The organism is Billgrantia sp. NRB1, from assembly GCF_056921725.1.
On sequence record NZ_CM167783.1, the window covers coordinates 528316 to 541325 of the forward strand.

General features: G+C 67.8%; 13 protein-coding genes. All 13 read left to right on the plus strand.

Annotation, left to right across the window (positions count from 1 at the left end; all coding sequences use genetic code 11):
• The first annotated feature begins 17 nt into the window (after positions 1 to 17).
• The 13 genes from pyrH to rnhB all read left to right on the plus strand — a co-directional run bounded on the left by pyrH (position 18) and on the right by rnhB (position 12939).
• Positions 18 to 818: a UMP kinase gene (gene pyrH, locus ACZIYR_RS02375; protein WP_473032252.1), complete on the plus strand. Its 801-nt coding sequence runs from the start codon at positions 18 to 20 to the stop codon at positions 816 to 818.
• Between the two features lie 4 nt (positions 819 to 822).
• Positions 823 to 1380, plus strand: a complete 558-nt coding sequence (gene frr / locus ACZIYR_RS02380; protein WP_473032253.1) for a ribosome recycling factor — start codon at positions 823 to 825, stop codon at positions 1378 to 1380.
• Between the two features lie 81 nt (positions 1381 to 1461).
• Positions 1462 to 2229: a polyprenyl diphosphate synthase gene (uppS, locus tag ACZIYR_RS02385; RefSeq protein WP_473032254.1), complete on the plus strand. Its 768-nt coding sequence runs from the start codon at positions 1462 to 1464 to the stop codon at positions 2227 to 2229.
• Position 2230: 1 nt separating this feature from the next.
• Positions 2231 to 3031: a phosphatidate cytidylyltransferase gene (locus tag ACZIYR_RS02390; protein WP_473032255.1), complete on the plus strand. Its 801-nt coding sequence runs from the start codon at positions 2231 to 2233 to the stop codon at positions 3029 to 3031.
• 1 nt (position 3032) lies between these two features.
• Entirely contained in the window at positions 3033 to 4238 is a 1206-nt protein-coding gene (ispC, locus tag ACZIYR_RS02395) for a 1-deoxy-D-xylulose-5-phosphate reductoisomerase (RefSeq protein ID WP_473032256.1), read from the plus strand.
• Positions 4239 to 4289: 51 nt separating this feature from the next.
• Complete coding sequence (gene rseP / locus ACZIYR_RS02400) at positions 4290 to 5648, plus strand: RIP metalloprotease RseP (RefSeq protein ID WP_473032257.1); 1359 nt, start codon at positions 4290 to 4292, stop codon at positions 5646 to 5648.
• 126 nt (positions 5649 to 5774) lie between these two features.
• The gene (gene bamA / locus ACZIYR_RS02405; RefSeq protein ID WP_483528082.1) at positions 5775 to 8117 is read left to right on the plus strand and encodes an outer membrane protein assembly factor BamA; all 2343 of its coding nucleotides are present in this window, start codon (positions 5775 to 5777) and stop codon (positions 8115 to 8117) included.
• A 26-nt stretch (positions 8118 to 8143) separates the two neighbouring features.
• Entirely contained in the window at positions 8144 to 8644 is a 501-nt protein-coding gene (locus ACZIYR_RS02410; protein ID WP_473032259.1) for an OmpH/Skp family outer membrane protein, read from the plus strand.
• A gap of 47 nt (positions 8645 to 8691) precedes the next feature.
• Complete coding sequence (gene lpxD, locus ACZIYR_RS02415; protein WP_483528083.1) at positions 8692 to 9732, plus strand: UDP-3-O-(3-hydroxymyristoyl)glucosamine N-acyltransferase; 1041 nt, start codon at positions 8692 to 8694, stop codon at positions 9730 to 9732.
• 149 nt (positions 9733 to 9881) lie between these two features.
• On the plus strand, positions 9882 to 10325 hold the full coding sequence (gene fabZ, locus ACZIYR_RS02420; protein ID WP_473032260.1) for a 3-hydroxyacyl-ACP dehydratase FabZ: 444 nt from the start codon (positions 9882 to 9884) through the stop codon (positions 10323 to 10325).
• Entirely contained in the window at positions 10322 to 11089 is a 768-nt protein-coding gene (gene lpxA / locus ACZIYR_RS02425) for an acyl-ACP--UDP-N-acetylglucosamine O-acyltransferase (RefSeq protein ID WP_483528084.1), read from the plus strand. The genes fabZ and lpxA overlap by 4 nt, the downstream gene beginning before the upstream one ends.
• A 3-nt stretch (positions 11090 to 11092) precedes the next feature.
• Positions 11093 to 12316, plus strand: coding sequence for a lipid-A-disaccharide synthase (lpxB, locus tag ACZIYR_RS02430; protein ID WP_473032261.1), 1224 nt, complete (start codon positions 11093 to 11095; stop codon positions 12314 to 12316).
• The gene (rnhB, locus tag ACZIYR_RS02435; protein WP_473032262.1) at positions 12313 to 12939 is read left to right on the plus strand and encodes a ribonuclease HII; all 627 of its coding nucleotides are present in this window, start codon (positions 12313 to 12315) and stop codon (positions 12937 to 12939) included. Before lpxB ends, rnhB begins: the two co-directional genes overlap by 4 nt.
• Positions 12940 to 13010 lie beyond the last annotated feature (71 nt).

The window sequence follows — 13010 nt, forward strand, 5'->3', positions numbered from 1 at the left end:
TTCAGGAGACACCCCCCATGCCCAGTGCCGACCACCGCGACGCTTATACCGAATCGGACGCCTCGCGCGGCGAGAAGCCCCGGTCCGAGAAGTCCCGCTCCGAGAAGTCGAAGTACAAGCGCATCCTGCTCAAGCTCTCCGGTGAGGCGCTGACCGGGGAGGCCGAGTTCGGCATCGATCCCAAGGTGCTCGACCGCATGGCGCTGGAGATCGGCCAGCTGGTGGGTATCGGCGTGCAGGTGGGGATCGTGGTCGGTGGCGGCAACCTGTTTCGTGGTGCGGCGCTCCACGAGGCCGGCATGGATCGGGTGACCGGCGACCACATGGGCATGCTCGCCACGGTGATGAACGCCCTGGCCATGCGCGATGCGCTGGAGCGCTCCAACATCCGCTCACGGGTGATGTCGGCCATTCCCATGAGCGGCGTGGTGGAGCACTATGATCGCCGCACCGCCATCCGCTACCTGACCTCGGGGGACGTGGTAATGTTCTCCGCGGGTACCGGCAATCCCTTCTTCACCACCGATTCGGCGGCCTGCCTGCGCGGCATCGAAATCGACGCCGACGTGGTGGTCAAGGCCACCAAGGTCGACGGCGTCTACGACAAGGACCCGGTGAAGCATCCCGATGCCGTCAAGTACGAGCAGCTGAGCTATGACGATGCCCTGAACCAGAAGCTCGGGGTCATGGATTTGACCGCTATCTGCCTGGTGCGGGACCATGACATGCCGGTTCGCGTCTTCAACATGAACAAGTCGGGCGCCCTGCTGAATCTGGTGGTGGGTGGCAAGGAAGGCACGCTGATAGACAGAGGTTGATACCGTGATCAATGACATCAAGAAAGATGCAGAAAGCCGCATGAAGAAGAGCCTTGAGGCCCTTCACGGCAATTTCAACAAGATCCGTACCGGGCGCGCCCACTCCAGCATTCTGGATTCGGTGACCGTGGAGTACTACGGCAGTCAGGTACCGCTCAATCAGGTGGCCTCGATCAACGTCGAGGACGCCAGGACCCTCTCCGTGGTGCCCTGGGAGCAGAACATGGTGCCCAAGATCGAGAAGGCCATCATGACCTCGGACCTGGGGCTCAATCCCGCCAGTGCCGGCAACGTCATCCGCGTGCCGATGCCGATGCTCACTGAGGAGACGCGAAAGGGCTACATCAAGCAGGCCAGAAGCGAGGCCGAGCACGCCCGCGTGGCGGTTCGCAACGTGCGCCGGGATGCCAACGGCGACATCAAGTCGCTGCTCAAGGAGAAGGAGATCTCCGAGGACGAGCAGCACCAGGCCGAGGACGCCATCCAGAAGCTCACCGACAAGTACATCGGTGAGATCGACAAGCTGCTCGAGGCCAAGGAGCACGACCTGATGCAGGTCTGACGAGATGCCGGTCGGCTCCTGCCGAAGCGCGGCTTTACGGCGGGCAGCTGCCCGGCTCGGTCCATCGCAATGCGAGACAACATGACGTCACCGCAGTCTACAGACTCTCTGGATGCGCCGGCGGCCACCGGCGATGACCTGCCCCGACACGTGGCCATCATCATGGATGGCAACAATCGCTGGGCCCGTGCGCGCGGCCAGTCCGGCGTGCGCGGCCATCGTGCCGGCGTCGAGGCGGTGCGTGCGGTGATACGGCGCGCCGCCGAGCGCGGCATCGAGACCCTTACCCTGTTTGCCTTCTCCAGCGAGAACTGGAAGCGGCCCGAAGCGGAGGTGGGGGCGCTGATGGAGCTGTTCCTGATGGCGCTCAAGCGCGAGGTCAAGAAACTCCACGAGCACGATATCCGCCTGTCGATCATCGGTGATCAGCGCGCCTTCTCCGCGGCCATCCAGACGCATATCGCCCGTGCCGAGGCGCTAACGAGAGACAACGCTGGCATGCACCTGGTGATCGCCGCCAACTACGGCGGTCGCTGGGACATCGCCCGGGCGGCGCGACGACTGGGCGAGCGGGTGGCGGCCGGCGAGATCGGCGCTGCCGACATCGATGAGTCGAGCCTGGACCGCGAGGTCTGCCTGGCCGGGGATGCGCCGGTGGACCTGTGCATCCGCACCAGCGGCGAGCAGCGGATCTCCAACTTCCTGCTGTGGCAGATGGCCTATGCCGAGCTCTACTTCACGCCGCTGCTGTGGCCCGACTTCGACGGCGAGGCGTTCGACGCCGCCATCGACGACTTCCGCCGACGGCAGCGCCGGTTCGGCATGACCGACGAACAGATCGAGGCGTAAGGTGCTTAAACAGCGGATCATTACCGCGGCGTGGCTGGCGCCGCTGATGCTGGCCGGCCTGTTTGGCCTGCACGGCGGTGGCTTTGCCCTGTTCACCGCCGTCATCGTGCTGCTGGCGGGCTGGGAGTGGACCAACCTGGCCGGCATTCGCCAGCGCGACCACCGGCTGATGCTGGTGGCGGTGCTGGGCATGGCCATGCTGATGCTGTGGATGAGCGGCGCTGCCCTGGCCGCCTGGCCGCTGTGGCTGGGGGCGCTGGGATGGCTGCTCAATCTCTACTGGGTGGTGCACTACCCGCGCAAGGGCGAGCAGTGGCAGTCCGCCACGCGCCGCCTCGCCATGGGCCTTTGGGTGCTGCTGCCGGCTTGGGTGGGGTTCAACGTGCTGCGCGATTCGGGGGCTGTCTGGCTGCTGTTCGTGCTGCTGCTGGTATGGGGCGCCGATATCGGCGCCTACTTCGCCGGCCGGGCCTTCGGCCGGCGCAAGCTGGCGCCGCGGGTCAGCCCCGGCAAGAGCTGGGAGGGCGTCGCCGGCGGCCTGGCGGTCACCTTCGGCCTGGCGCTGATCTTCGCCGTCTGGCAGGGCCTCGGCCTGGGCGGCGGCCTGGCGCTGCTGCTGGCCACGGCGGTGGTCACCCTGGTGTCGGTGCTTGGCGACCTGGTCGAGAGCATGCTCAAGCGCTACCGCAACATCAAGGACTCGAGCCAGCTGCTCCCCGGGCACGGCGGCGTGCTGGATCGCATCGACAGTCTCACCGCGGCCGTACCGCTGTTCGCCCTGCTCTCGCTCGGAGTGCTCTAGGGTGGCGGTGAGAGAGTCCAGCCTCCGGCGCCCACAGGCGGTGACGGTGCTGGGGGCCACCGGTTCGATCGGCGCCAGCACGCTGGACGTGATCGCTCGCCATCCCGAGCGCTATCGCGTTCACGCCCTGACGGCGAATCGCTCCCGCGAGTCGCTGCTGACGCTGTGCCGGCGCCACCGTCCAGAGGTGGCCGTGCTGGCGGCCGAGACGGATGCCGTCTGGCTGCGCGAGCGGCTGCGCGAGGCGGGGTTGGCCATCGAGGTGAGGGCTGGGCGCCAGGCGCTGATCGAGGTGGCCGAAGCCACCGAGGTCGACGTGGTGATGGCAGCCATCGTCGGAGCGGCGGGGCTGCTGCCCACGCTGGCGGCGGTTCGCGCCGGCAAGCGGATACTGCTGGCCAACAAGGAGGCGCTGGTGATGTCCGGCGCCCTGTTCATGGACGCCGTGCTGCACCATGGGGCGACGCTGCTGCCCATCGATTCCGAACATAATGCCATCTACCAGTGTCTACCCTCCGAGCATCGTGGTGGGTTGGCGCGCCACGGGGTCACCCAGCTGCTGCTGACCGCCTCGGGCGGCCCCTTTCGCGGCTGGACGCTCGGCGACCTGGCCGCCGTCACGCCCCAGCAGGCCTGCGCGCACCCCAACTGGTCCATGGGGCGCAAGATTTCGGTGGACAGCGCCACCCTGATGAACAAGGGGCTGGAGCTGATCGAGGCGTGCTGGCTGTTCGATGCCCGGCCGGAACAGGTGCAGGTGGTGGTGCATCCGCAGAGCGTGATCCACTCCATGGCCGCCTACAGCGACGGCTCGGTGATCGCCCAGCTGGGCAATCCCGACATGCGCACGCCCATTGCCTACGGGCTGGCGTGGCCGGAGCGCATCGAGGCCGGGGTCGAGGCCCTGGACCTGTTTGCCGTGGCGCGGCTCGACTTCGAGGCGCCGGACGAGGTCGCCTTTCCCTGCCTGCGCCTGGCTCGCGATGCCATGGCGGCCGGCGGCACGGCTCCGGCGGTGCTCAATGCGGCCAACGAGGTGGCGGTGGACGCCTTCCTCGAGGGGCGCCTGGGGTTCACGGGCATTGGCGAGCTGGTGGCGCGAGTCTGTGAGGCGCTGCCGGTGGAGGCCGCCGACGACCTGGAGTCGATACTCGAACTCGACGCCCGGGCCCGGCGTGATGCCCGCCGCCGGCTGATGCGTGCATGAAGAGAGCGGCCGGGCAGTGATCGGCGGCATGCAATCTGCAAGGAGACTGACTTGGGCCTGATCCAGAACATTCTGGCCGTCATCGTGGTGCTGGGGCTGCTGATTACCTTCCACGAGTATGGCCACTATTGGGTGGCGAAGCGCTGTGGCGTCAAGGTGCTGCGCTTCTCGGTGGGCTTTGGCAAGCCGCTGTGGTCCCGGGTCGACCGCCACGGCACCGAGTTTGCCGTGGCGGCCATTCCCCTGGGCGGCTACGTCAAGATGCTCGACGAGCGAGAGGCGCCGGTTCCTCCCGAGCTGCAGGACCAGGCCTTCAACCGCAAGAGCGTCTGGCAGCGCATCGCTATCGTGGCCGCCGGCCCGGCGGCCAACTTCCTGCTGGCCATCGTCGCCTACTGGGCGCTGTTCGTCGCCGGCACCACCACGGTGGCGCCGGTGGTGGGCGATATCGCCCCCGGTTCGCCCGCCGAGCAGAGCGGGCTGCGCAGCGGCCAGGAGATCGTCGCGGTGCAGGGCGATGCGGTGCGCTCCTGGAACGACATCAATCTCAAGCTGGTGGCCTCGATCGGTGCCAGCGGTGAGCTCACCATGCGGGCTCGGGACGATGCCGCCGCGGACGCCCGGGATTACCGTCTGCCGGTGGAGGCCTACCTGGTGCGTCAGGACCCGCCGCGCCCCCTCCAGACCCTGGGCATCACTCCCTGGCAGCCGCCGTTCCCCGCGGTGCTCGGCCAGGTGCTGGACGGCGAGGCCGCGGCCCGGGCCGGGCTGCAGCCCGGTGACGAGGTGCTGGCGGTCAACGGCACCGCGGTGGACGACTGGATGGGCTTCGTCAACGTGGTGCGGGCAAGCCCGGGCGAGAGCCTCGAGCTCGAGGTGGCCCGCGGCGATGAGCGGCTCGGCTTGACCCTGGTGCCCGGCGAGCAGGCCCTGGACGATGGCGCGACCATTGGCTACGTGGGGGCGGGCGTCGAGCCCGTCGAGTGGCCGGAGGAGTATCGTCGCGAGATCCGCTACGGGCCCGTCGCCGCGGTGGGGCAGTCGCTGGCGCGAACCGGCGAAATGACCGTGTTGACGCTGGATGCGATCCGCAAGATGCTGGTCGGGCTGATCTCGCCCTCCAACCTCTCCGGGCCGATCACCATCGCCCAGGTGGCCGGCGATACCGCACGCACCGGCATGGAGAGCTTCGTCAGCTTCATGGCCTACCTGTCGATCAGCCTGGCGGTGCTCAACCTGCTGCCGATTCCGGTGCTCGACGGTGGCCACCTGCTTTACTATTTCGCCGAGGCGATACGCGGCCGACCGGTCTCCGAGCGGACCCAGGCCATTGGGCTGCGCATCGGCCTGGCGATGATCGTCACCCTGATGGTGATGGCGCTGTATTTCGATCTGATGCGGCTTTGGTAGCGAGCGACTCCCCCTGCCGGGGGCACAGGGAGGTGGGGCCCGGCTCCGCCCTTGTCAGTCACCCGCACAAATGTATAAGGTGCCTGTCTGGATTGGCGGGCGTATCAACGCGAGCGAAGCGACTGCATGAATATCAAGACCCTCGGATTGGCGGCACTGCTGCTGGCCGGTGCCCAGACCGCACTGGCCGACCCCTTTGAAGTTTCCGACATTCGCGTGGAGGGGCTGCAGCGGGTTTCCGCCGCTTCGGTCTTCAACGCCTTCCCGGTCAGTGCCAGCGACCGCGTGGACGACCGCGAGCTGGCGGAGGCGGCGCGCAGTCTCTTCGCCACCGGCCTGTTCGACGATATCCACCTGGCCCGCGACGGCGACGTGCTGATCATTCAGGTGGTCGAGCGGCCGACCATCTCGCGGCTGACCATCAGCGGCAACCGCCAGCTTTCCGATGAGGACCTGCGGCGCGGCCTTCGCGAGGCAGGGCTGTCCGAGGGCCAGGTGCTGCAGCTCTCCACCCTCGAGGAGATCCAGCGCGAGCTGGAGGGGGTCTACCAGGCGCAGGGGCGCTACAGCGCGCGCATCGATGCCAGCGTGCGCGAGATCGATGAAGGCCGGGTGCAGGTCGATATCGACATCAACGAAGGTGAGGTGGCCAAGATCCGCCAGATCAATCTGGTCGGCAACCGCCACTTCGATGACGATGCGCTGCGCGACGTCTTCGAGCTCAACGACCGTCCGGGACGCTTCTTCGGCTGGTTCTCCAGCGACGAGTACTCTCGCGAGGCCCTGGCCGGCGACCTGGAGCGGTTGCGTTCCTTCTACTTGGACCGCGGCTATATCAATTTCAACATCACCTCCACCCAGGTCTCGATCAGCCCCGACAAGTCGCAGATCTTCGTGACCATCAACGTCGAGGAGGGCGAGCAGTTCCGCCTCGGCGAGGTGCGTTTCCAGGGTGATCTCAGGATCGGCACCAGCGAGGCCCGCGAGCTGTTGCAGGTGGAGGCCGGCCAGGTCTTCTCGCGCAGCGACGTGACCGCCTCCACGGAGGCGCTGCGCGCGCGCCTGGGGGCCGAGGGCTTCGCCTTCGCCAACGTCGAGGGGATCCCGCAGCCCGGCACCGATGCCGACACCGTGGATCTGGTCTTCCGGGTCGAGCCCGGGCAGCGCGCCTATGTGCGACGCATCAATTTCGTCGGCAACACCACCACCCAGGACGAGGTGCTGCGCCGTGAGATGATCCAGATGGAGGGGGCGCCGGCGTCCACCGAGTCGATCAGCCAGTCGCGCCAGCGCCTGGATCGCCTGGGCTTCTTCCGCCAGGTTGACGTGGAGACCCAGCCGGTGCCCGGCGAGCCGGACAAGCTCGATGTCACCTACACCGTCGAGGAGCAGCCCTCCGGCTCGATCTCGGCGAGCATTGGCTTTTCGCAAAGCGCCGGGGTGATCTACGGCGCCTCGCTGGCCCAGAACAACTTCCTGGGCACCGGCAATCGGGTCAACGTCGGCGCCCAGCGCAGCGATACCTTCACCAGCCTCAACTTTGGCTTCACCGATCCCTACTGGACCCTGGACGGCATCTCGCGGGGCTACAACCTCTTCTATCGCGAGACCGACTTCGAGGACTCCGACATCTCGACCTACTCCACCGATGCCTTCGGCGGGGGGATCAACTTCGGCTATCCGATCAGCGAGCTGTCGCGACTCAACTTCGGCGCCTCGGTGGAGGACCTGACGGTCAAGACGTATCGCGACACGGCCTCCGAGATCGTGCGCTACGTCGAGGACCAGGGCCGCGATGCCCAGAGCCTCAAGCTCACCGCCAGCTGGACCCGCAACAACCTTAATCGCGGCATCATGCCCACCGCCGGCAACTACCAGCGTCTCTCCCTGGAGACCGCCGCCCCGGGCAGCGATGCGGATTATTTCAAGCTGCGCGCCCGCGCTCAGCAGCTCTTCCCGCTCAACGAGGAGCAGACCTGGGCGCTGAAGTTCGGCACCACCCTGGGCTATGCGGATAGCATCGGCGGCGACCCCTACCCGTTCTACGAGAACTTCTTCGCCGGGGGCCTTGGCTCGGTGCGCGGGTTCACTGCCAACACCCTGGGGCAGCGCACCACGCCGCGAGAGGCCGGCCGCGACCGCACCCTGGGCGGCAACGTGCTGGTCGAGGGCAGCGCCGAGCTGCTCTTCCCGCTGCCCTTCGTCGAGGATCAGCGCTCGCTGCAGACCGGCTTCTTCCTGGATGCCGGCAATACCTTCCTGACCAGCTGCTACCCGGTGGTGGAGGGTGACGGCCCGTCCAACTGCTCGTCCGGCGTCGATCTCGGCGATCTGCGCTACAGTCTCGGGGTGGGGCTCTCCTGGCTGACGCCGGTGGGACCGCTGACCTTCAGCATCGCCGAACCGCTCAACGACAAGAGCGGCGACGATACCCAGATCTTTCAGTTCTCCCTGGGTCAGACCTTCTGATCCGCTCGCGACGAGGAATCGCCAACATGCGCAAGCTGACTGCCGCACTCTGCTTCACCCTCCTGGGCGCCGTGACGCTCTCGGCCCAGGCCGCCGAGGTCGCGATGCTCGACTGGCGTCAGGCGCTGCTGTCCTCGGATGCCGCCCAGCGCTCGATGAGCCGGCTGGAGAGCCAGATCAGCGGCCAGCAGCAGGAAGCCGAGTCGCTGGGTAGCGAGCTGCAGCAGATGCAGCAGCGCCTGCAGCAGGGCAACCTGTCCGAGGCCGACCGGCAGTCATTGATGCAGGAGTTCCAGCAGAAGGGCAGCCGCTTCGAGCAGCTGCGCCAGCAGATCATGGAGGCGCAGATGCGCGCCGAGCAGAGCTTCCTCCAGGAGGCCGAGCCGAAGCTCGAGCAGGCCGTGGATCAGGTCATCTCTCGTCACGGCATTCAGGTGCTGGTGGAGCCCCAGGGGGTGCTGCACTCCAGCGTCGAGCTTCCCGACCTGACCGGGGAAGTCACCGAGATTCTCAACACGCTCAACTGACCTGGTGCGGCGCCACAGCGCCGTGCCAACGCTTTGACCAGGCTTCCATGACCCAACCACACCCCCCGACCTATACCCTCGCCGAGCTTGCCGAGCACCTGGATGCCCGGCTGGTCGGCGATGGCAGCCGCCGCCTGAGTGGGCTTTCGACCCTGAAGGATGCCGGACCGGACCGTCTCGCCTTCTTGACCAACCCCACCTACCTCAAGGACCTCGCGGCGACGGCCGCGGGGGCGGTGCTGCTCCATCCCGAGCACGCCGCCCAGTGTCCGGTGGATCGACTCGAACTCGATAACCCCTACCTGGGCTACGCCAAGCTGTCGCGGCTGTTCGACCCGCTGCTTAGCCGTCCGCCGGCCGCCATCCATCCCTCCGCGGTGGTGGCCGAGGAGGCGCGGCTCGGCGAGAGAGTCGAGGTCGGCCCCCTGGCAGTGGTCGAAGCCGGCGCCGAGCTAGGCGATGACGTAGTGGTCGGCCCCGGCTGCGTGATCGGGGCCGGAGCGCGCATTGGGCGGGGTTCGCGGCTGCATCCCAACGTCACGGTCTGTCACGGCGTGGTGATCGGCGAGCGGGCCATCTTGCACAGCGGCTGCGTGATCGGCGGGGACGGCTTCGGCTTCGCCCATGATGGCGGCGGCTGGCACAAGATCGCCCAGCTGGGGAGCGTGGTAATGGGGGACGACGTCGAGGTCGGCAGCTGCTCCAGCATCGATCGCGGCGCCCTCGAGGATACCCGGATCGGCAACGACGTGAAGATCGACAGCCAGGTGCAGATCGCCCACAACGTGCAGATCGGCGACCACAGCGCCCTGGCCGGCTGCGTCGGCATCGCCGGCTCGACCCGGGTGGGCCGCTACTGCATGCTGGGTGGCGGCGTAGGGCTGGCCGGCCACCTGACGATCTGCGACCGGGTGCAGGTCACCGGCATGAGCCTGGTGACCAACTCTATCGATGAGCCGGGTGTCTACTCCTCCGGCACCGGCGCCATGCATAACGCCCAGTGGCGCAAGAACGCCGTGCGCTTCAAGCAGCTCGACGAGATCGCCCGCCGCCTGGCCAGGCTCGAGAAGCGCAACCCCCAGGGTTGAGACCCGCGTCGGGGGCGCTATAATCCCCGGCCCTGCCACCCGTCGAGACAGCGGCCGAAAGGGCCCCCTCGCGCGGTAGCTTCGGGAAGCCGAGTGCGCGGCGAAAGCGCCGCGGCAGGCTTCCCCACCATATTTCAGAGGTCGCTACGATGGTAATGGACATCAACGAGATTCGTGATTATCTGCCCCACCGCTACCCCTTCCTGCTGGTGGATCGGGTCACGGAGCTGGAACTGGGCGAGGCCATCGTTGGCTACAAGAACGTCAGCATCAATGAGCCCTTCTTCAACGGCCACTTTCCCCACCATCCGATCATGCCCGGCGTGCTGGTCGTCGAGGCGCTGGCTCAGGTTTGCGGCATCCTCGGCTTCAAGACCGTCAACAAGCTCCCGGCGGACGGCTACGTCTACTATCTGGTCGGCAGCGACAACGTGCGTTTCAAGCGTCCGGTGGTGCCCGGCGATCGGCTCAAGCTGGAAGCGAGGGTAGAGCGTGAAAAGCGCGGCATCTGGAAATTTGCCTGCCGTGCTACCGTAGACGGCGAGGTGGCCTGCGAGGCCGAGATCATCTGTGCCGAGAGGAAGGTCGCTTGATTCATTCCACTGCCATCGTCGACCCGAAGGCGCGACTGGCCGATGACGTCGAGGTCGGCCCCTTCACGGTGATCGGCCCCGACGTCGAGATCGGCGCCGGGAGCCGGATCGGTCCCCATGTGGTGATCAAGGGCCCCACCGTGCTGGGCGCGCGCACGCGGATCTTCCAGTTCGCCTCTGTGGGGGAAGACTGCCAGGACAAGAAGTATGCCGGTGAGCCGACCCGCCTGGTGATGGGCGATGACAACGTCATCCGCGAGGGGGTGACGCTGCATCGCGGCACCGCCCAGGATCGTGGTGAAACCACCATCGGCTCGCGCAACCTGTTCATGGCCTATGTGCACGTGGGGCACGACTGCATCATCGGCAGCGACTGTATCCTGGCCAATCAGGTGACCCTGGCCGGTCACGTGACCCTCGGCGATTTCTCGATCCTTGGCGGGCTCTCGGCGATTCATCAGTTCTGCCACTTCGGCACCCACGCCATGGCCGGCGGCGGCTCCATCATCACCAAGGACACCCCGGCCTTCGTGCTGATCAACGGCAACCCAGCCAGTGCCCACGGCCTCAACCTGGTGGGGCTGAAGCGCCGCGGCTTCAGCCGCGAGGCCATCAAGGCGCTAAGCGAGTCCTACAAGCTGGTCTATCGCCAGGGGCTGACCGTGGAACAGGCGCTGGACGCGATTCGAGCCCGCTTTGATCTGGCCGAGATCGATACCTTCGTCGCCTCCATCGAAGTCTCCTCCCGCGGTATCACGCGCTAGGCCATGACCGACCTCGAGATGACCGACACGTCCAGGCCCCTGCGGATCTATCTGGTCGCGGGCGAGCTGTCCGGGGATACCCTGGGCGCCGGCCTGATGCGCGCGCTCAAGGCGCGCTACCCCAGCGTCGCGTTTCGCGGCATCGGCGGCCCCAAGATGATCGCCGAGGGCATCGACAGTCGTTTTCCGCTGGAGACCCTCTCGGTCATGGGGCTCGTGGAGGTGCTCAAGCACCTGCCCGAGCTGATCCGGGTGCGCCGTACTCTCAAGGCCGATGCGCTGGCCTGGCGGCCCGACATCATGGTCGGCATCGACGCCCCAGACTTCAATCTCGGCCTGGAGCGGGCGCTGCGCCGGGCCGGCATCACCACCGCCCATTACGTCAGCCCCACCGTCTGGGCCTGGCGACAGGGGCGGGTCAAGGGCATCGCCAAGTCCGTGGATGCCATGCTCACTTTCCTACCCTTCGAGGCGGCCTTCTACGCCCGCCATCGGGTGCCGGTGGCCTTCGTTGGGCATCCCCTCGCCGACGAGTTCCCGCTGCACAGCGAGCGCAATGCCGCCCGGGACGCCCTTGGCCTGCCCGGGCCGGCCACGCTGCTGGCCCTGCTGCCCGGCTCCCGGGCCAACGAGATCCGCTTTCTCGGCGAGACCTTCCTCGAAGCGGCAGAGCGGCTCTGTGAGCAGCGCCCCGAGCTGCGGGTGGTCATACCGGCCGCCACGCCGGCCCGCCACCGTGAGCTCGAGGCGCTGCTGACCGCCCGGCCCGCTCTGGCCGAGCGGGTCACCCTGCTCGACGGCCAGTCCCGGGAGGCCATGGTGGCCGCTGATGCCGTGCTGCTTGCCTCCGGCACCGCCGCCCTGGAGGCGATGCTCTGCCATCGGCCGATGCTGGTGGCCTACAAGATGGCTCCGATGAGCCACGCCCTGGTCAAGCGGCTGGTCAAGACCGAGTGGATCTCGCTACCCAACCTGATCGCTCGCGAGACCCTGGTGCCCGAGCTGGTGCAGGATGCCGCCACCTCGGAGGCGATCGCCGAGCGGCTCGGCGCGCTGCTCGACGACGCCCCCGGCCGCGCCGCCCTGGAGGCACGCTTCGCCGAGATGCACGCCGGCCTGCAGCGCGACGCCAGCCGTCGGGCCTGTGATGCCATCGAGGCGCTGGTGGCGGGCCGGCCACTCCCGGAGAGCGTGGCGGCCGAGCGGGCCGAGGAGGCGGCATCATGAGCTCGGCAAGGGGCAAGGCCGCCGAGCTGCCGCCGCTGGTGGTGGACTACCACGGCGAGCGCCTGGCCGGCGTCGACGAGGTGGGCCGCGGCCCCCTGGTGGGCAGCGTGGTAGCCGCGGCGGTGATCCTGGACCCGACGCGCCCCATCGCGGGGCTCGGCGACTCCAAGGCGCTCACCGCCCGCCGCCGCGAGGCCCTGGACGCCGAGATTCGCGAGCGGGCCCTGGCCTTCGCCCTGGCCGAGGCGAGCCCCGGCGAGGTGGACGAGCTGAACATCTACCACGCCACCCACCTGGCCATGCGGCGGGCCATCGACGGCCTGGCCCCCGCCGCCGAGTACCTGCTGGTGGACGGCAATCGCCTCCCCGGGCATCATCTCCCGGGGCAGGCGGTGGTCAAGGGCGACGCCCGGCACCCGGCCATCGCCGCCGCCTCGATACTCGCCAAGGTGGCCCGGGACGCCCAGATGGTCGAGCTCGATGCCCGCCATCCCGACTACGGCTTCGCCCGCCACAAGGGCTACCCGACCCGGGAGCACCTGGCCGCCCTGGTGCGCCTGGGCGCGCTGCCGGAGCATCGCCGCTCCTTCGGCCCGGTCAAGCGCCAGCTGGCGCTGTTCTAGCCCAGCGCGTCGCCACCGATAGCGAGGGGCGCCGGGGATAGGCCGTCGCGGGGGTCTTTTGCCATGGATGG